Origin of the sequence: Chitiniphilus purpureus, from assembly GCF_025642115.1 — a bacterium.
Lineage (GTDB): Bacteria > Pseudomonadota > Gammaproteobacteria > Burkholderiales > Chitinibacteraceae > Chitiniphilus > Chitiniphilus purpureus.
The window spans coordinates 1,811,735-1,829,252 of the sequence record NZ_CP106753.1; the positions used below are offsets into that span (position 1 = coordinate 1,811,735).

19 protein-coding genes are annotated in these 17,518 nt (G+C 63.9%); 8 read left to right on the plus strand and 11 right to left on the minus strand.

The features are described 5' to 3' along the window. Positions 1-3 precede the first annotated feature (3 nt). From flgL to N8I74_RS08445, 6 genes are all read left to right on the plus strand, one after another. Positions 4-1,389, plus strand: a complete 1,386-nt coding sequence (gene flgL / locus N8I74_RS08420; RefSeq protein ID WP_263126447.1) for a flagellar hook-associated protein FlgL — start codon at positions 4-6, stop codon at positions 1,387-1,389. Between the two features lie 68 nt (positions 1,390-1,457). Then, positions 1,458-2,813, plus strand: a complete 1,356-nt coding sequence (gene radA / locus N8I74_RS08425; protein ID WP_263126448.1) for a DNA repair protein RadA — start codon at positions 1,458-1,460, stop codon at positions 2,811-2,813. 147 nt (positions 2,814-2,960) lie between these two features. Next, positions 2,961-3,287 carry a thioredoxin TrxA gene (gene trxA / locus N8I74_RS08430; RefSeq protein ID WP_263126449.1) on the plus strand — a complete coding sequence of 109 codons (327 nt, stop codon included), beginning with the start codon at positions 2,961-2,963 and terminating at the stop codon, positions 3,285-3,287. 179 nt (positions 3,288-3,466) lie between these two features. Then, a complete protein-coding gene (gene rho, locus N8I74_RS08435; protein ID WP_263126450.1) occupies positions 3,467-4,717 on the plus strand; it encodes a transcription termination factor Rho in 1,251 nt (416 codons plus the stop codon). Positions 4,718-4,812: 95 nt separating this feature from the next. Next, positions 4,813-5,073, plus strand: a complete 261-nt coding sequence (locus tag N8I74_RS08440; RefSeq protein ID WP_263126451.1) for a type B 50S ribosomal protein L31 — start codon at positions 4,813-4,815, stop codon at positions 5,071-5,073. A 105-nt stretch (positions 5,074-5,178) separates the two neighbouring features. Next, complete coding sequence (locus N8I74_RS08445; RefSeq protein WP_263126452.1) at positions 5,179-6,801, plus strand: ArnT family glycosyltransferase; 1,623 nt, start codon at positions 5,179-5,181, stop codon at positions 6,799-6,801. 60 nt (positions 6,802-6,861) lie between these two features. On the opposite strand, the gene N8I74_RS08450 is transcribed toward N8I74_RS08445, so the two are convergent. The 9 genes from N8I74_RS08450 to argF all read right to left on the minus strand — a co-directional run bounded on the left by N8I74_RS08450 (position 6,862) and on the right by argF (position 13,683). Further along, positions 6,862-7,026, minus strand: a complete 165-nt coding sequence (locus tag N8I74_RS08450; protein ID WP_263126453.1) for a DUF3149 domain-containing protein — start codon at positions 7,024-7,026, stop codon at positions 6,862-6,864. Between the two features lie 70 nt (positions 7,027-7,096). Then, entirely contained in the window at positions 7,097-8,986 is a 1,890-nt protein-coding gene (locus tag N8I74_RS08455) for a sensor domain-containing diguanylate cyclase (RefSeq protein ID WP_263126454.1), read from the minus strand. Then, positions 8,983-9,468 (minus strand): YajQ family cyclic di-GMP-binding protein, encoded by a 486-nt coding sequence (locus N8I74_RS08460; protein ID WP_263126455.1) that lies wholly within the window; start codon positions 9,466-9,468, stop codon positions 8,983-8,985. The genes N8I74_RS08455 and N8I74_RS08460 overlap by 4 nt, the downstream gene beginning before the upstream one ends. Before the next feature lie 17 nt (positions 9,469-9,485). Continuing rightward, entirely contained in the window at positions 9,486-10,004 is a 519-nt protein-coding gene (locus tag N8I74_RS08465) for a DinB family protein (protein ID WP_263126456.1), read from the minus strand. A 160-nt stretch (positions 10,005-10,164) separates the two neighbouring features. After that, on the minus strand, positions 10,165-10,476 hold the full coding sequence (ppnP, locus tag N8I74_RS08470) for a pyrimidine/purine nucleoside phosphorylase (RefSeq protein WP_263126457.1): 312 nt from the start codon (positions 10,474-10,476) through the stop codon (positions 10,165-10,167). 23 nt (positions 10,477-10,499) lie between these two features. Beyond that, the gene (locus N8I74_RS08475; RefSeq protein ID WP_263126458.1) at positions 10,500-10,721 is read right to left on the minus strand and encodes a DUF2788 domain-containing protein; all 222 of its coding nucleotides are present in this window, start codon (positions 10,719-10,721) and stop codon (positions 10,500-10,502) included. 114 nt (positions 10,722-10,835) lie between these two features. Continuing rightward, positions 10,836-12,053, minus strand: coding sequence for an argininosuccinate synthase (locus tag N8I74_RS08480; RefSeq protein ID WP_263126459.1), 1,218 nt, complete (start codon positions 12,051-12,053; stop codon positions 10,836-10,838). A gap of 72 nt (positions 12,054-12,125) precedes the next feature. Next, the gene (leuE, locus tag N8I74_RS08485) at positions 12,126-12,761 is read right to left on the minus strand and encodes a leucine efflux protein LeuE (protein ID WP_263126460.1); all 636 of its coding nucleotides are present in this window, start codon (positions 12,759-12,761) and stop codon (positions 12,126-12,128) included. Positions 12,762-12,768: 7 nt separating this feature from the next. After that, complete coding sequence (argF, locus tag N8I74_RS08490; RefSeq protein WP_263126461.1) at positions 12,769-13,683, minus strand: ornithine carbamoyltransferase; 915 nt, start codon at positions 13,681-13,683, stop codon at positions 12,769-12,771. A 195-nt stretch (positions 13,684-13,878) separates the two neighbouring features. Here argF and N8I74_RS08495 point away from each other — a divergent pair, with 195 nt between their 5' ends. Beyond that, complete coding sequence (locus N8I74_RS08495) at positions 13,879-14,187, plus strand: DUF3579 domain-containing protein (RefSeq protein WP_408611895.1); 309 nt, start codon at positions 13,879-13,881, stop codon at positions 14,185-14,187. Between the two features lie 130 nt (positions 14,188-14,317). After that, the gene (fabG, locus tag N8I74_RS08500; RefSeq protein WP_263126462.1) at positions 14,318-15,058 is read left to right on the plus strand and encodes a 3-oxoacyl-ACP reductase FabG; all 741 of its coding nucleotides are present in this window, start codon (positions 14,318-14,320) and stop codon (positions 15,056-15,058) included. 71 nt (positions 15,059-15,129) lie between these two features. On the opposite strand, the gene N8I74_RS08505 is transcribed toward fabG, so the two are convergent. Both N8I74_RS08505 and N8I74_RS08510 read right to left on the minus strand, forming a co-directional pair. Continuing rightward, the gene (locus tag N8I74_RS08505) at positions 15,130-16,383 is read right to left on the minus strand and encodes a L,D-transpeptidase family protein (RefSeq protein ID WP_263126463.1); all 1,254 of its coding nucleotides are present in this window, start codon (positions 16,381-16,383) and stop codon (positions 15,130-15,132) included. Then, positions 16,384-17,433: a nuclear transport factor 2 family protein gene (locus tag N8I74_RS08510; protein ID WP_263126464.1), complete on the minus strand. Its 1,050-nt coding sequence runs from the start codon at positions 17,431-17,433 to the stop codon at positions 16,384-16,386. It abuts the gene before it with no gap. Positions 17,434-17,518 lie beyond the last annotated feature (85 nt).

The window sequence follows — 17,518 nt, forward strand, 5'->3', positions numbered from 1 at the left end:
ATCATGCGCGTTGCGACCAACACCATCTACAACATCGGCTCCCAGGGTCTGCAGCGGCTGATGACGCAACAGGCGCATCTGCAGAACCAGCTTTCGACCGGCCGGCGCATCCTCAGCCCGTCCGATGACCCGATCGCTTCGGCGCGCGCGCTGTCGGTCACCCAGGCGCAGGCGCTCAATACCCAGTTCTCGACCAACAGCGACAGCGCGGATTCGTCGCTGTCGTTGACCGAGGCGACGCTCAAGCAGGTCACCACGCTGATCCAGAATGTGCAGCAACTTGCGATCAACGCAGGCAACCCCACGCTGACCAAGAACGAGAAGGCGATGCTGGAGAGCGAGCTGCAAGGGCGCTACCAGGAGCTGCTGGCATTGGCCAACACCACCGACGGCAACGGTCTGTACCTGTTCTCCGGTTTCCGGGGCGATACCAAGCCCTTCACCGAAACCAGCTTCGGCAACGTGGCGTACAACGGCGACGATGGACAGCGCAGTGTGCAGATCTCGGCGGCGCGCGCCATTCCGGTGTCGGAGGCCGGCAGCCAGCTCTTCCAGAAGGTGACGACCGGGAACGGCACCTTCCAGGCGGCCGCCGCCGCCAGCAATACCGGAACCGGCCTGGTCAGCACCGGTGAGGTACTCGATCCGAACAAGTGGGCCGACGCAGCCAACATGCGTGATTTCCGGATCGACTTCAATTCGATCCCCGATCCGGCCAATCCGAGCGGGACGCCGCTGACCCATTACGACATCATCGACAACCGCACCAACCTGCCCGACGGGTCGGCCAATCCCAACTACAACCGCTCGATGATCGATGGTTACGACTACGGCGGCGGTGCGCGCCCGGCGACGCCGGGTGCCAACAGCTATCCCCGGGTGTTCAAGAGCGGTGGCGACATCGAGTTCCGCCAGTTGCCCGGCGAGACGACCCCCCTCGTGGCGGGTTGGGACTTCGGGGTGAAGGTAAGCATCACCGGGGCACCCAAGACCGGCGATTCGTTCACCCTGGAGGCGAGCGTCAACACCGACATGTTCTCGGTATTGGCCGATTTCTCATCGGCGCTGAAAAGCTATAACACCGATGCGGGGGGCACCGGTCAGGCGGTGTTCCAGAACCGGCTCAACACCATCATCAAGCACCTGTCCAATTCGCTCGACACCGTGCTCTCCACGCAGGCCGGCATTGGCGCGCGCATGCTGGAGACCGACTCGGTGCGCGATACCAACGAGGACATCAACCTGCAGCACAGCCAGACCCTGTCCAAACTGCAGGATCTGGACTGGCCCAAGACCATCAGCGACTTTGCCCAGAACCAGACGCTGTTGGACGCCGCGCGCAGTACCTTTTCCAAGGTGCAGAGCCTGAGCCTGTTCCAGTACATCTGACGGCCGTATCGTGGCCTGCCGCCCGTGCTGCGCAGTGGTGCGGGCGACGGCGCGTGTATCATCCGGCGATGAGCAAGCAAAAGACCTCCTACAGCTGTCAGGCCTGCGGCGCCACATCCCCCAAATGGCAGGGGCAGTGCCCTGGTTGCGGCGAGTGGAATACGCTGGTCGAGACGGTTGCCGACACTGGTGCCACTGCCGGGCGGTTCCAGTCGCTGGCCGCCGATGGCCAGATCCGGCAGCTTGCCGACGTCGAGACTGCTGAACTGCCCCGCACCGCCACCGGCCTTGACGAACTGGACCGGGTGTTGGGCGGCGGGCTGGTGCCCGGCGGCGTGGTGCTGATCGGTGGCGACCCGGGCATCGGCAAATCGACGCTGTTGCTGCAGGCGATGACCCGCCTCGCAATCAACCGCAAGGTGCTGTACGTCTCGGGCGAGGAATCCCCGCAACAGATCGCATTGCGCGCACGGCGCCTGCAGCTGGGCGATGCCCCGGTGGCGCTGCTTGCCGAGATCGGCCTGGAAAAGATCCTGAACGGCCTGACGCAGGTCAAGCCGGATGTGGCGGTGATCGATTCAATCCAGACGCTTTACACCGAAGCGCTGACCAGCGCGCCCGGCAGCGTGGCCCAGGTGCGCGAATGTGCGGCGCAGCTGACCCGCTATGCCAAGCGTACCGGCACCACCATCCTGCTGGTCGGCCATGTCACCAAGGAGGGGGCACTGGCCGGCCCGCGGGTGCTGGAACACATCGTCGACGCGGTGCTTTATTTCGAGGGTGACACCCATTCGAGCTTCCGGCTGATCCGCGCGATCAAGAACCGCTTCGGCGCGGTCAACGAACTGGGCGTGTTCGCAATGACGGACAAGGGCCTGCGCGAGGTGTCCAATCCGTCGGCGCTGTTCCTGTCGCAGCATCGCGAGCCTGTACCGGGCTCGTGCGTGCTCGTCACCCAGGAGGGCTCCCGCCCGATGCTGGTCGAAGTGCAGGCACTGGTCGACGACGCGCATTCGCCGCAGCCGCGGCGGCTGGCGGTCGGCATGGAACAGAACCGGCTGGCATTGCTGCTGGCGGTGCTGCATCGCCATGCCGGGATCGCCGCGTTCGATCAGGACGTATTCATCAATGCTGTCGGCGGCGTGCGCATCGTCGAGCCGGCCGCCGACCTTGCGGTGCTGCTGGCGATCGTCTCAAGCCTGAAGAACCGCGCCCTGCCGGACAAGCTCATCGTGTTCGGCGAAGTGGGGCTGGCCGGCGAGGTACGACCGGTGCAACGCGGGCAGGAGCGCCTGCGCGAAGCGGCCAAGCTTGGCTTCACCCAGGCCATCGTGCCCAAGGCCAACCGGCCCAGGCAAGCCATCGACGGCATGACCATCACCGCGGTCGAGCGCCTAGCCGATGCCGTGGGTGCGGCCTTGTAAGGCATTGCCTTCGCAGGCATTGCCTATCGGCCCGATTGAATCGTTTTTTCCGGCTTCAGGTTGAAAGCCGATAAAATGCCCTCATTGCCTAAGGTACCGCACTGCGGCGATGCAGCCGCCGTGGCCCCCAACCCAACGGAGAACGCTATGAGCGACCAGATCGTGTATGTCACCGATGCCAGTTTTGAAGACCAGGTGCTGAAGGCACAGAATCCGGTGCTGGTCGACTACTGGGCCGAGTGGTGCGGCCCTTGCAAGATGATCGCCCCCATCCTGGATGAGGTTGCCACCGATTACGCCGGCCGTCTGACCGTCGCCAAGCTCAATATCGACGAAAACCAGGCCACGCCGCCCAAGTACGGGATCCGTGGCATTCCCACGCTGATGTTGTTCGTGAACGGCGAAGTGAAGGCCACCAAGGTCGGCGCGCTGTCCAAGTCCCAACTCACCGCCTTCCTCGACGGCAATCTCTGATCCTTGCACCCGGGCAACCGGGTGTCGCATCCATGCACGTATCGAGCCGCTGCGTTGACAGCGGCTTTTGCGGTTGTATACCCTTAGTCCAATTTCGCGTTCGAACGGGTTCTCCGTTCAGCCTATCTCTCCCGACGCACTTTCCTTCCTATCCGCAGCAGCATCTACGGCAGATTCGCATGCATTTGTCTGACCTAAAACATTACCACGTCACCCAGCTGGTCGAGATGGCCACGGAAATCGACGGCGCCAACCGCATGCGCAAGCAGGATCTGATCTTTGCGCTACTCAAGAACCAGGCCAAGAAGGGCGAGAGCATCTTCGGGGACGGCACGCTCGAAGTGCTGCCGGACGGCTTTGGCTTCCTGCGCAGCCCGGATACCAGCTACCTTGCCGGCCCGGACGACATCTATGTCAGTCCCAGCCAGATCCGACGTTTCAACCTGCACACCGGCGATACCATCGAAGGCGAGATCCGCACGCCCAAGGATGGCGAGCGCTATTTCGCACTGGTGAAGGTGGACAAGGTCAATGGCGAGCCACCCGAGAACACCAAGAACAAGATCCTGTTCGAGAACCTGACGCCGCTGTTTCCCACCGAGCGCCTGCAGCTTGAGCGCGACATTAAGGGCACCGAGAACATCACCGGTCGGATCGTCGACCTGATCGCACCCATCGGCAAAGGCCAGCGCGGCTTGCTGGTGGCGCCGCCCAAATCCGGCAAGACCGTGATGCTGCAGAAGATCGCCCATGCGATCACCGCCAACCATCCGGACGTCGTCATGATCGTGCTGATGATTGACGAGCGCCCCGAGGAAGTGACCGAGATGCAGCGCTCGGTCAAGGGCGAGGTGGTGAGTTCCACCTTCGACGAACCGGCCACCCGCCACGTGCAGGTCGCCGAGATGGTGATCGAGAAGGCCAAGCGCCTTGTCGAGCACAAGAAGGACGTGGTGATCCTGCTCGACTCGATCACCCGGCTGGCTCGCGCCTACAACACCGTGGTGCCGGCTTCGGGCAAGGTGCTCACCGGCGGGGTGGACGCCAATGCGCTGCAACGCCCCAAGCGCTTCTTCGGCGCGGCGCGCAACATCGAGGAGGGTGGCTCGCTCACCATCATCGGTACCGCGCTGATCGATACCGGCAGCCGGATGGATGATGTGATCTACGAGGAATTCAAGGGTACCGGCAATTCCGAGATCCATTTGGATCGGCGCATGGCGGAAAAGCGTATCTTCCCGGCGATCAACATCAACCGCTCGGGTACCCGGCGCGAGGAGTTGCTGCTGCCGCAGGATCAGCTGCAGAAGATCTGGGTGCTGCGCAAGCTGCTCTATCCGATGGATGACATCGAGGCGATGGAATTCCTGCAGGAGAAGATCAAGGCAACCAAGAGCAACCTTGACTTCTTCGACTCGATGCGGCGTTGAGCCGCGCAAAGCCTTGCGGTAACAGCGGGCTTCTGAAATAATCGCCGTTTTGCGTCGGCACAACCCCGGCGCGCCTATGCAGACAAGGAACGAAAATGAAAGACGGTATCCATCCCGACTACAAGGAAGTGATCTTCTACGACGCCAGCGTCGACTTCAAATTCCTGACCCGCTCCACGATGCAGGTCAAGGGCGGCGAGACGATGAAGTGGACCGATGGCAAGGACTATCCGGTGGTGCGCCTGGACGTTTCCAGCGAATCGCATCCCTTCTACACCGGTAAGCAGAAGATCGTCGATACCGCCGGCCGCGTGGAGAAGTTCCGCCAGAAGTACGCGATGTACGGCTCCCGCTAAGCACAGCGTCCGTCCGCAAAAGGCAGCCTCGGCTGCCTTTTTTGCTATCTGCGCCGACGATCGGTTTGGGCGATAATCCTTGGCTGCACAACACGAGATACCTGCATGCTGACCTACGTGCCGCCGGCCGAGCGCGAAGTCTCTGTCGTTCCCAGCCAGAAGCCCTGGCTGCTGGTGTTGCTGTGCGTGCTGTGGCTGTTGCCCGGCCTGGTCGGGCACGATCCCTGGAAGCCGGCGGAGCTGGAAACCGCGGCAGTGGTGAAGCGTTTCGTCCAGGACGGCTATTGGGTGCTGCCCCGGTTTGCCGACGTGGCCTATCTCGAGTTCGCACCGCTTTACTATTGGTCCGCGGCCGTATTGGCATGGCCGCTGTCGCGGCTGGGGATGGATATCCACGATGCAGGTCGGCTGGCCACCGGGCTTTGGATGGCATTGGCGATGTGGGGGATCGGGCTGGCCGGGCGCGAGCTGTATGGCCGGCGCCAGGGCCGGGTGGCGGTGGTGGTGCTGATCGGCTCGGTCGGGCTGGTCATCTGGGGGCATCAATTGGCGCCTCAGGTGTTGCTGGTCGCGGCCTTCTCCTGGCATGCGTTCGCGCTTGCGCATTCGACCCGCCGGCCGGTATTGGCCGGTCTGGCGCTGGGTTTGGCGTGGCTGGTGCTGCTGCTGGGCGCAAGCTGGGCCGAATTCCTGCTGGCGTTGGCATCCGCCCTGCTGCTGCCAATATTCAAGCCGTGGCGTCGCGCGGTGTTCCTGGCAGCCTTTGTCACCGCGCTGGTGGTGTCGTTGCCGATCGCGGCGGTGTGGGCACTGTGGCTGCATCAGTTCAGCACGGCGGCGTTCGATGCCTGGTGGCGTTTCGACGCACTGGGCCCCTTTGGCGGGTTTGCGCACCTGCGCTGGTTCCACCGCTTCGGTTTTCTGATCGCGACGGTGCCGTGGTTCACCTGGCCGGCGCTGCCGCTGGCGATCTGGGGGATCTGGGCCAACCGGCGGCAGTGGCGGGAGCCCGGGATCGCGCTGCCGGCACTGATGGCCGGGTTGACGCTGGTTTGGCTTGCATGTGCCGGTGAAGTGCGCGACTACTCGCTGCTGCCGCTGCTCGTGCCGCTGGCATTGCTGGCCACCGCGAGCATCGATGCGTTGCAGCGTGGCGCTGCGGCCGCGCTCAACTGGTTCGGCATGATGACCTTCGGCATCGGCGCGCTGGTGTTATGGCTCGCCTGGTTTGCTTTGCATACCGGCATGCCGCCGCAGCTGCTGCAGCGGATCGAAGCCTTGAATCCGGATCATGTGCCGTCGGTGGCCGTGCCCGGGCTGATCTTTGCCGCAATCCTGAGCGTGGTGTGGTGGGGCGTGCTGGCACGCAAGCGCCCGCTAGGGCGGCTGGCAGTGACCAACTGGGCCTGTGGCGTCACCTTATTCTGGGGCGTGCTGATCGGGCTGTGGCAACCGTGGCTCGACGAGACCAAGAGCTATCGGGAAGTGGCCACCGGGCTCGCGGCCGCCTGGGGTGAACGCAGCGGTTGCCTGGATGTGAGCAGTACCCCGCAGGCGATGGTGGTGTCACTGGACTACTTCACCGAGCTCAAGCTGCGCAGATACGACGGCAGGCCGTGCCGCTGGCAGCTCCATCAAGGCCTTGCCCTGCCGGACGAGTCCGTGCTGTGGCAGGGGGCTCGCCGCGGCGACGATGCGCGCGAGCGCTTCTACCTGCTCGCCAAATAGGAAGCGCCCAACGGGCGCTTGGATCGACACAGGCTCATGCCGGCGCTGCCGTATCACGGCTCAGTGCCGTGCTTCGCGTTCGCGCTGCGCCGCGGTCTCTTGCCGGACATTGCGCCGGACAAAATAGAAAAGGTATGCCGCCATCACGATCATGAAGCCGATCGTGAACAGGCTGAGCAGGCCGATCTCGGACATGAACAACGTCTGCAGCGGTGTGTTTTCCATGATGGTGCTCCTGGCTCAAGGCGTATGGCACCAGCATGCGGGGGTCGACCCGTCTGCGCGTTGATGAAGGTCAAGCCGACTGCTGCGGTTCGATCTCGTCGTAGAGCGCGCTCTGATTGCGGCCGTGATGTTTGGCGTGATAGAGCGCAAGGTCCGCGCGCTTGAGCAGATCGTCGATCAACTGATCATCCCGGCGCAGCGCACTGATGCCGATGCTGCCGGTGAAGGCAAGTTCGCTGCCGTTGGGGAGTGCAATCCGATGCGCCTCGATATTGACGCGGACACGCTCGGCCGCAGCACAGGCAAGCTCCGGAGTCGTTTCGGGCAGGAGTGCGGCGAACTCCTCGCCGCCCATACGCGCCACCACGTCCACATCGCGCAGCGTGGCGCTGAGTACCTGGGCGACGGCGCGGATGGCCTGATCGCCCACGTCGTGCCCATGGGTGTCGTTGATGCGCTTGAAGTAGTCGATATCGAGCATCAGCAGCGCCAAGGGCCGGGCATAGCGCTGCGCGCGTGCCAGTTCCTGGTTGGCCAGCTCCATGAAATGCGCGCGGTTCGACAGGCCGGACAGGCTGTCGGTGGTGGCACGGCGCTTGAGCTCGCCCTCCAGCCGCTTGCGTTCGGTGATGTCCGAGACGCCGATCATCAGGGTGATCTCCTCGCCGACGGTGACGCTGGACATCGACAGGCTGGCCCAGAACGCCTCGCCACTCCAGCGCCGCATCCGTACCTCGATGTTGCGTATGCCCTGCGTCTGGTCCATGGCGAGCAACTGCTCGCGGAAATCGCTGCTGTTCAGGTAGAAATCGGCTGCGCGCAGCGACAGCGCACCCGCCTGGGGAATGTCGAAGGTACGTGCGCCCTGCTGGTTGATGTAGGTGATGAAGCACTCGGGCAGCCGGGCCAGCAGCAACGCCACCGGGATCGTTTCGATCATCTGGCGGAACCGGACCTCACTCACGTTGAGACGGCTTTCCTTCTGCTGCAGGTTGCGTGCGAGCCGGTGCGAGCGCCAGAAGAAATAGATCATCATCAGCGCCATCGCCAGCAGCAGGCTGCCGCCGACAAGGTAGTACAGGTTGTTGTTGCGCCAGCTGGCGAGGTAGTCGCGCGACGAGGTGCTCACCACCACGGAGAACGGCGAGCCTGCCAACTGGCGGTAGCTGACCAGCCGGGTGACCCCGGCCCCGTTCTCAAGGACGGTGATGCCTGTCGCCAGCGTGCCGTTGTTGAGTTGACGCAGGAGCTGCGGGTCCGGCGAGAAATCGTCGGCCGGCCGCTCGCCCGGCCGTTGTGCGACGGCCGCGCTGCGCTCGTCCACCAGCAGCGCGATCCCGTGCTGACCGAGATCGAGCGTATCGAGCACCTGCTGGAAGTAGGCGGTCGTGACGTTGGCGACCACCAGGCCGGCAAACTGGCCGTCGCGTGTTTCCAGCCGGCGTGCCAATGCGATGCCCTGCTGGTGTTTGTCCGTGCCTTGCAGCCGCGCATAGACCCGTTCACGGTAGGGGTCGTCGCGGATCCGTGCCAGCTGTGCGGCATCGAACGGTGGTTGCGCGGTGCCGAAATCAAGTGCCTGGTAGACCACACGGCCATCCGGCGCGATCAGCAGGATGTTGTCCGCCTGCCGCACCAGCGTCAGCTTGTCCAGCAGCAGGCCCTGCAGCGCCTTGGCCCGGGTGTCGTCCAGCGGGCTGCGCGCCAGTGCCGGCACATCGACCCGGTCCTCCAGATCGCGCAGCACCAGATCGACCTCGCGCAGGGCGCTGCGCAGTTGCGCTTCGAGCATCTGCGACAGATTGTCGACGCGCGAGCGGGCCTGGGCCATCTGCGCCCGGTATGAACTGTTCACCTGATAGCCCAGGATGGAGATCATCCCCAGGCCGAACAGCATGGCGAACACGGTGATGCTGGCGGACTGGCGCGCTGACCACTGCATGATGCGGGGGCGCTTCAATCGCGGAAGTTCTGGTACTGGAGCGGGAAGTCGTCGACCGCCTTGCGGATCAGCGCAATCGCTTCCTGCAGCGTGTCGCGCTTGGCCCCCGAGACACGGACCGCGTCACCCTGGATCGCGGCCTGCACCTTGAGCTTGGAATCCTTGATCGCGCGCACGATGCGCTTGGCGAGGTCCGAGTCGACGCCGGTCTTGATCGTCAGCGCCTGCTTGACCTTGTTGCCGGACACCTTCTCGACCTTGCCTTCGTCGAGCGCACGGATGTCCACCCCGCGCTTGGCAAGCTTGGTGACCAGCACGTCCTTGACCTGATCGAGCTGGAATTCGCTGTCGGCGAACGCGGTCAGCACCTTGTCGTTCTGCTCAACCCGCGCGTCCGATCCCTTGAAGTCGTAACGGTTGCCGACTTCCTTGTTGGTCTGTTCGACCGCGTTGCGGATTTCCACTTCATCGATCTCGGACACGATATCGAAAGAGGGCATGCCGGGTTCCTCGTCGTTCAGTGCGTCAGCCAGTCCGGATCGGCAAGCTCGGGCAGCATCGGCAGGTCCGTGATGCCAAAGTCGATGTCGAGCTGTGCCAGGAGTGTGGTCAGCTGGCCGCGATGATGGGTCTGATGGTTGAAGAAATGGGTGACGAACACCCAGCGGGGCTGGGTGAATTCACGCTGGTAGAGGCGGCTGGTAAAACTGAACTGCTGTGCCAGCCAACTTTCGGTCAGGCCGTCGGCCCATTCGACCAGTTGTTCGTCCAGGCTGGCACGGGCCGCCTTGAGATCATCCCAGTCCGGGCAGAGCAGGGTGCCAAGCGGTGGCAGCTCGACCGGCTGCTGCTGCAGCCGGTTGAACCAGGCGGTATCGCCCCACAGCAGGTGATCGAGCGTGGCGTGGATGGATTTGAAGAACGCGCCGAGGTCGGCGTGGCGCGTGGTGTCGTCGAGCCGGTCGCAGGCTGCATACAGGCGCTCGTTCATCCAGCGGTTGTACGCAGCCATCAATCGAGGGTAGTTCGCATCCATGCAGTATGCTCCTTGGCACCCGTGTCAGCTGTCGGCAGGGCTTGGCAGATCGATGCCGCGCGGCGCCCCGAAATCGCAGTGTACCCGGTGGTGCATGGGGATTTCGAGCATCCGGCGGACCGAAGCTGCGGCAATCGCGGCCAGCGGACGGCGCGGGCGATCAGCCGAAGTGGCAGACGTAGTGCAATGTCTCGGTCACTTCGATTTCAAAACTGGCGTCGCCGGGCACGTCGAACGAGGTACCGGCGCCGTAGGTCGTGGCTTCGTTCTGGCCTGCGAGCTTGACGCGGCAGCTGCCCGCGATCAATTCCATCACTTCCGGCGCGCCGGTGTTGAAGGTGAGGGTGGAAGGCAGGATGACGCCCACGCTCTTGCGGCTGCCGTCGGCCAGGATGACGGTGTGGCTGACGCATTTGCCGTCGAAATAGACGTTGGCTTGTTTGAGGACGGAAACGTTGTCGAATTGGCTCATGATATCTTCCAGAGGCGTGCCGCTTATTTCTGCAGCACTTCGGTGAGGATGGTCTTGACGATAAAGCCGAACATGCCGAAGCCCAGCACGAAGAACAACACCAGCGTGCCGTACTTGCCCGCCTTCGAGTCCTTGGCGAGCTTGTAGATGATGAAGCCCATGTAGGCGATCAGCGCCGTGCAGAGCACCGACACCGTGAGTGTGGTGAAGGCCTCTTCGGACATGTTGGCAATGGCGTCGAGCATAGGGGTCTTGGTTCCGGGGTTGGGCGCGGCAACGGCGTCGAGGGCAAGGTGCCAGAGAGAGCCGGCCCCGAACGGCGCAGGTGCGCGGGGCCGGCATCGACGCCTGCGGCAAGCTTAACGGCCCTTCTTGCCGGCGATACGCAGGCGCAACGCATTCAATTTGATGAAACCGCCGGCATCCGCCTGGTTGTAGGCGCCGCCGTCGTCATCGAAGGTGGCGATGGTCTGATCAAAGAGCGTGTCCTTGGAGTCACGCGCGACCACCGAGACGCCGCCCTTGTACAGCTTCAGGCGCACCCAGCCGTTCACATAGCCCTGGGTGTGGTCGATCAGCACCTGCAGCGCGCGGCGTTCCGGGCTCCACCAGTAGCCGTTGTAGATCAGCTCGGCATAGCGCGGCATCAGGCTGTCCTTGAGGTGTGCCACCTCACGGTCGAGCGTGATCGACTCGATGCCGCGGTGGGCCTTCAGCAGGATGGTGCCGCCCGGGGTTTCGTAGCAGCCGCGGCTTTTCATGCCGACATAGCGGTTCTCGACCAGATCCAGACGACCGATGCCGTGCTTGCCGCCAAGTTCATTGAGCTTGGCCAGCACCTCGTGGGCCTTCAGGCGTACCCCATTGATGCCGACCACATCGCCCTTCTCGAATTCCAGGTCGATGTATTCGGCGGCATCCGGCGCGGCTTCCGGGCTGACTGTCCAGCGCCACATGCTTTCCTCGGCCTCGGCCTTCGGGTCTTCCAGGTGGCGGCCTTCGAAACTGATGTGCAGCAGGTTGGCGTCCATCGAGTACGGTGCACCGCCGTTCTTGTGCTTCATCTCGACCGGGATGCCGTTGGCTTCGGCGTAGGCCAGCAGTTTCTCGCGTGACAGCAGATCCCATTCGCGCCACGGGGCGATCACCTTCACTTCCGGCATCAGCGCATACGCGCCCAACTCGAAGCGGACCTGATCATTGCCTTTGCCGGTGGCGCCATGGCTGATGGCGTCAGCGCCGGTCTCGCGGGCGATCTCGATCAGGCGCTTGGCGATCAGCGGACGGGCGATCGAGGTACCAAGCAGGTATTCGCCTTCGTAGATGGTGTTGGCACGGAACATCGGGAACACGAAGTCGCGCACGAATTCCTCGCGCACATCGTCGATGTAGATGTTCCCGGGCTTGATGCCGAACTGCAGTGCCTTCTGGCGTGCCGGTTCCAGTTCCTCGCCCTGGCCCAGGTCGGCGGTGAAGGTGACGACTTCACAGCGATACTGGTCTTGCAGCCACTTCAGGATCACCGAGGTATCAAGCCCGCCCGAATAGGCCAGCACCACTTTTTTTACGTCAGACATGGAATCCCCCCAAGAGTAAGCCAGTGTGTTCATGCGACCGTCGCGCACTGGCGCTGCGCCGGTCTACGGTATTCAACGGTCGATGGCGAGCCTGAGGCCGAAGCTGACGAACAACAGGCCGGTGATCCGGCGCCCCAGTCCTGCCATGCCCTGCCTTGCCGCGACAAGGCGGGCGATCCGGCTGCCGGCAAGGATCAGCATCGAGAGGTAGGCCATCGAAAAGACCTGCACGATGCTGCCCAGCAGCACGAAGGTCAGCGCCACGTGCGAATAGGCCGGGTCGACGAATTGCGGGAAGAAGGCCATGAAGAACAGGATGGCCTTGACATTGACGAGCGAGATGCCGAGCGCCTGGCGGAAGGCGCGCCCCGGGCTCGCCGCCGCGGCGCACGCGGCAGGATCGCGGGCGGGCCTGGCCTGTGCGAGCAGGAGCCGCAATCCGAGCCAGGCCAGATAGGCCGCGCCCAGATAGCGGACGGCATCGAAGGCGACCGGATGCGCATGCATCAGCGAAGCGACGCCGAGCACGGCAGCCAGCATCAGCGCGAGATCCCCGCAGAACACCCCGCCCGCTGCGGCAAAACCGGCGCGGGCACCATGCCGGCCGGCCGTGGTCAGCACGAACAGCGAGTTGGGCCCGGGCATCAGGATGATGATCAGGGTACCCAGGGCATAGGTGGCAAGGTCGGTGACGCCAAGGATGCTCACGGTGCCGTCAGTCCTCCACGCGGCCGAGCAACAGATATTCGAGCACGGCTTTTTGCGTATGCATGCGGTTCTCCGCCTCGTCCCAGACCAGCGACTGCGCGCCGTCGATCACTTCCGGGTCCACCTCTTCGCCGCGGTGCGCCGGCAGGCAGTGCAGGAAGACGGCATCGGCCTTGGCCTGCAGCATCACCTTCTCGGAAACCTTGTAATTGATGAAATCCTTCTTGCGCTGCAGCGTCTCGCGCTCGTAGCCCATCGAAGTGCTCACGTCGGTGGTGACGATGTCCGCATCGCGCGCGGCCTGATAGGGATCGTAGAACTGCTCGAAATGCTCGCTGCTGTAGGTGTCGCCGTCCAGCACCGTCATCTCGTAACCGCGCGGGCAGGCAAGGTTGAGCTTGAAACCGAACAGCTTGGCCGCTTGCAGCCAGGTTCTGCTGACATTGTTGGAATCGCCGATCCACGCCACAGTCTTGCCGCTGATCGGGCCGCGGTGTTCGATATAGGTGAAGATATCCGCCAGGATCTGGCAGGGATGGTATTCGTTGGTCAGACCATTGATCACCGACACCTGCGAATTCTCGGCAAAGCGCTCGATGATGGTCTGCTCATAGGTGCGCACCATCACGATGTCGACCATCCGGCTCATGACCTTGGCCACATCCTCTATCGGCTCGCCCCGGCCCAGCTGCGTATCCTTGGACTGCATGAACATCGCATGCCCGCCCAGTTGCGCCATGCCCGCCTCAAAGGAAACCCGGGTACGGGTGGACGACTTTTCGAAGATCATGCCCAGCACCTTGCCGACAAAAGGCTGGTAAAGCCGGCCTTCGCGGCGCATGGTTTTGAGCTTGGCTGCACGCTCGAACAGATAGTCGTACTCTTCGCGGGTAAAATCCTTGAATTGCAGGTAATGGCGCATAAAGTGGGCTGCCCCGGCACGGCGCGCCGCAGGCTACTCTCTTGTAAAAACAAACATTATTTAGTTGGCGGGGGGCGGCTGGCAAGACCGGAGGGCGGTCGGCGGCAAGCTGACGAGGTTTTTCGCGCGGCATGGTGGTGCAGGTGGTATACTGACAACGTCTGCCAAGGACATCCGCCAAGTTTTCCTCTCGTCATGATCTGCAACCCATACGAAATCATCATTCAGGGTATCACCAGCAACGGTCGCGAATTCCGGCCCAGCGACTGGGCAGAGCGGCTCTCCGGCATCCTCTCCACCTTCGGTTTCGACCAGAAGCTCTCGTATGCGCCGTATGTGCGCCCCATGGTGCTCGACAATGTCCGTTGCGTTGCGGTGGACAAGCAGCTCGAGAAGATCGACCCGCGCGTGTTCGATTTCATCATGACCTTCGCCCGCGACAACGACCTGCGCATCGTCGATTGCCGTACCCTGCTTGACCAATACCAGCAGTCCTCCCGCTAGGCGCCGGTCGCCGGTTGCCCTGCTTGCGGCGCGTTTCCGTTGCTGCATCGCACAATAACGCCTATGCTTACACTATGCTGCCGCGCCATCTTGCGGCGCGCCGATTCCTTCGCCATGGGAGTGTTCAAGCATGCGACTTAAAGACAAGGTAGCCATCATCACCGGCGCGGCCAGTGGCATCGGCCATGCCACTGCCCAGAAATTCGCCGCCGAGGGTGCCAAGGTCGTGGTCTGCGACGTCAACCGCGATGGCGTCGACCGCGTGGTGTCGGAGCTCAGCGCCGCTGGCGCCACCGCCGCCGGTTTCCTGGTCGACGTGACCAACAAGGCACAGATCGCCCAGATGGTCTCGGACGTCAAGCAGCAGTTCGGCCGCATCGATGTGCTGGTCAACAATGCCGGCATCGTTGCCGACGCGCAGCTTTACAAGATGAGCGACGAGCAGTTCGATCGGGTGATCGATATCAACCTGAAGGGCGTCTACAACTGTGCCCGCGCCGTGGTAGACACCATGCTCGAGCAGGGCAGCGGCGTCATCCTGAATGCGTCCTCGGTGGTGGGCGTCTACGGCAACTTCGGCCAGACCAATTATGCGGCTGCCAAGTTCGGCGTGATCGGCTTCGTCAAGACCTGGGCGAAGGAGCTGGGCAAGAAAGGCATCCGTGCCAATGCAGTGTGTCCGGGCTTTGTCGCCACACCCATCCTGAACGGCATGCCGGACAAGGTGATCCAGGCGATGGAGGAGCGGGTGCCGATGCGCAGGCTCGCGCAACCGGCCGAGATCGCCAACGTCTATGCCTTTCTCGCCTCGGACGAGGCAAGCTATATCAACGGTGCGGCGATCGAGGTGACCGGCGGGCTGACGCTGTAGCCTGCTCCGCGCATGCAAAAAAACCCGGCATATCGCCGGGTTTTGCGTTGCCGGGCATCTGTCTGCCGCGTTCAACCGGCCCGGGCCCGGCCTTCCCACAAGATCTTCCAGTCCGTACCTTCCTGCTGCCAGTACACCCGTTTGCGTTGCCTGATCTGGGTGCGCTCGCTGCGTGACTGCTGGTCGAACGTGGCGACCCACTGTGGCCGCTCGCCGGCGGTGGCGAACAGGCTGATGTTTTCGAGCGCGATCGCCTGCGGTCGCACCGTGCCGCCCCGCGCAGGCCGGCTTTCCTCTGTGCTGAACTGCGAGCCGTAGAATGCCTGCAGCCGCGCGGGTTCGGCTGTCTCGGCGGCGGCGCGCCAGGCTTCGATTCGGGCCAGTGCCGCTTCGCGCCGTTGCCGCCAGGCATGCGGCGGCAGCCAATCGACCTGGGTGACGTTGACCACCGGCGTCGTGCCGGGTTGCAGCCACCGGGCGAGGGCCGCCATGTCTTCGTTGGTCAGCGCCACACAGCCGTTGGAAGCCTGCGGTGCGCGGGCATAGGTGTCGTAGGGCACGCCGTGCAGCCAGATGCCATGGCCGGTGCGGCCTTCGCGCCGGTCCAATTCGTTGGGGTACGAAATCGGCCAGGCACCCACGCCGTAAAGCTCGGCTGCCTCGCCATAGATGCGGTCCAGTTGCAGACGCGGCATATGCCCGGTGACGAAGTAGACACCCAACGGCGTGCGCTGGTCGCCTTCCTTGAGCTTGTCGATGCCAAGCTTGCCGATGGTGACGTAGTAGTCGGTGACGTAACGGGGCACGCCTTTGTCGTTTTCGAACAGGTAAGCCCGGGCGCTGCCGGTATCGACCAGCACGGCATGGCGCTGCGCCGGCGAGAGTGCGAGCAGCTGCGCCGGCAGATGGCCCACGGGCGGCGGTGCCGTATGGCGCAGCAGTCTGACCTGGGCTTCGCGCTTGAGGTCGTCGAGCCGGTCCTGCGGCGCGCTGGCCACCCCACCGCCAAGGTCCGCCAGCGGTGCTGCCCGCATTGCATAGAGATCAGCGGAGACCAGATGCGCCAGCCGGTAGTTCGGCGCCTTGGCGAGCAATGCGTCGATGGTGGCGCGGGCGTCGGCCATGCGCCCCTCGCGGACCGCGTCGATGGCAGCGACGATCATCGCCTCCGGCGAACCCTGGATGGCGACGCCCGGATGGTCGAATGCGGACAGGTGCGGTTGCGGCCAGGGTGGGGTGAGCCGGGGCTGCGCCGCCGGCGTGAAGAACAGCAGCAGGAGCAGGCAGACCGACAACTTGGCCCACGGTAATACGCGTTGCTTCACTTACGTCCTTTCCTCCCGGATCAGCCAGCGTCCGCCCGATTTTTCCAGCACCAACGTCTTGCCGGTGCTGCTGGTCAGGCGGTCGGAACGATAGCTTTGGCGCAGGCGCACCACCGCGGTGGCGTCGTCCTTGAGATCGATACGGATGTCCGAGAGCGCCACGTCGATGAAGCGCGGCCCGGTCACGCGCGGCCGGCGTTCGGCCGCCCAGTCGGCAAAGCGCTGGCCGCGCGGCGTGTCGAACTTTCTGGAGTAGGCGGCAAGATAGCCGTCGAAATCCTGCCTGGACCAGGCGCGCGCCCAATTCTGCAGCGCCTCGATCACCTGCTGCTGTTCGCGCTCGCTCTGTGCCACGGCCGGGGTCGGCACGGCCGTCGGCGCGGGGGGCTGCTTGGGCACAGTCGTCGGCTTCGGTGCAGCCGTCGGCCTGGGCGGTGCCGGGGTCGGCGTCGGCGGCCGGGGTGTGGGCTGCGGTGCGGCCGCCTTGGTCGGACGGGGCGCCGGCGGCTCGGCCTGCGCCAGCTGACGGCGGCTGGGCGCCACCACGTGGCCGCCGCCGAACAATTCGCGCACCAGGGTCAGCTTGGTCTGCACCTGGCGGTTCTGTCCTTCCAGCTGCAATGCCTTGTCATACGCCTGCGAGGCCATGCGCGCATACAGGTCCCCGAGATTCTCGTGCGCCACCGCGTAGCTGGGATTGGTCTGGATCGCCAGCTGCAGCGCCGCGCGTGCCTTGTCCAGCTGGTTCTGCTGCGCGTACAGCACCGCCAGGTTGTTATAAGGCTCGGGTAGCTGCGGGTAGTCTTCCGAGAGGCTGGTGAAGGCCTTGATCGCCTCCTGCGAGCGACCCAGCTCGGCCAGGGTCAGGCCGCGCAGAAAGCGCACCTGCGCGTCCTTGGGTGTCCTGGCGAGATAGCGCTCGGCCCGTGCCAGCGCCTCGGTGTATTCGCGGGCCTGGACCAGATGGCGGATATCGTCCACCTCGCCGGCATGCAATGGGCCGGCGACAAGCAGGAGTACGAGGGAAAGCAGCGCTCGGCGAACAATCATGTGTTTGGCGATTCCGTAACGGTGTTTCCGGGAGGCATGCAATGCCGCGGCACCCGGCGCAGGGCGGCGACGCCACGTCAGGCTG

What these genes read in the sequence shown, in the direction of transcription:
- flgL (WP_263126447.1), top strand. Translation starts at nt 4, where the DNA reads ATGCGCGTTGCGACCAACACCATCTACAACATCGGCTCCCAGGGTCTG.
- radA (WP_263126448.1), top strand. Translation starts at nt 1,458, where the DNA reads ATGAGCAAGCAAAAGACCTCCTACAGCTGTCAGGCCTGCGGCGCCACA.
- trxA (WP_263126449.1), top strand. Translation starts at nt 2,961, where the DNA reads ATGAGCGACCAGATCGTGTATGTCACCGATGCCAGTTTTGAAGACCAG.
- rho (WP_263126450.1), top strand. Translation starts at nt 3,467, where the DNA reads ATGCATTTGTCTGACCTAAAACATTACCACGTCACCCAGCTGGTCGAG.
- N8I74_RS08440 (WP_263126451.1), top strand. Translation starts at nt 4,813, where the DNA reads ATGAAAGACGGTATCCATCCCGACTACAAGGAAGTGATCTTCTACGAC.
- N8I74_RS08445 (WP_263126452.1), top strand. Translation starts at nt 5,179, where the DNA reads ATGCTGACCTACGTGCCGCCGGCCGAGCGCGAAGTCTCTGTCGTTCCC.
- N8I74_RS08450 (WP_263126453.1), bottom strand. Translation starts at nt 7,026, where the DNA reads ATGGAAAACACACCGCTGCAGACGTTGTTCATGTCCGAGATCGGCCTG.
- N8I74_RS08460 (WP_263126455.1), bottom strand. Translation starts at nt 9,468, where the DNA reads ATGCCCTCTTTCGATATCGTGTCCGAGATCGATGAAGTGGAAATCCGC.
- N8I74_RS08465 (WP_263126456.1), bottom strand. Translation starts at nt 10,004, where the DNA reads ATGGATGCGAACTACCCTCGATTGATGGCTGCGTACAACCGCTGGATG.
- ppnP (WP_263126457.1), bottom strand. Translation starts at nt 10,476, where the DNA reads ATGAGCCAATTCGACAACGTTTCCGTCCTCAAACAAGCCAACGTCTAT.
- N8I74_RS08475 (WP_263126458.1), bottom strand. Translation starts at nt 10,721, where the DNA reads ATGCTCGACGCCATTGCCAACATGTCCGAAGAGGCCTTCACCACACTC.
- N8I74_RS08480 (WP_263126459.1), bottom strand. Translation starts at nt 12,053, where the DNA reads ATGTCTGACGTAAAAAAAGTGGTGCTGGCCTATTCGGGCGGGCTTGAT.
- argF (WP_263126461.1), bottom strand. Translation starts at nt 13,683, where the DNA reads ATGCGCCATTACCTGCAATTCAAGGATTTTACCCGCGAAGAGTACGAC.
- N8I74_RS08495 (WP_408611895.1), top strand. Translation starts at nt 13,879, where the DNA reads ATGATCTGCAACCCATACGAAATCATCATTCAGGGTATCACCAGCAAC.
- fabG (WP_263126462.1), top strand. Translation starts at nt 14,318, where the DNA reads ATGCGACTTAAAGACAAGGTAGCCATCATCACCGGCGCGGCCAGTGGC.
- N8I74_RS08510 (WP_263126464.1), bottom strand. Translation starts at nt 17,433, where the DNA reads ATGATTGTTCGCCGAGCGCTGCTTTCCCTCGTACTCCTGCTTGTCGCC.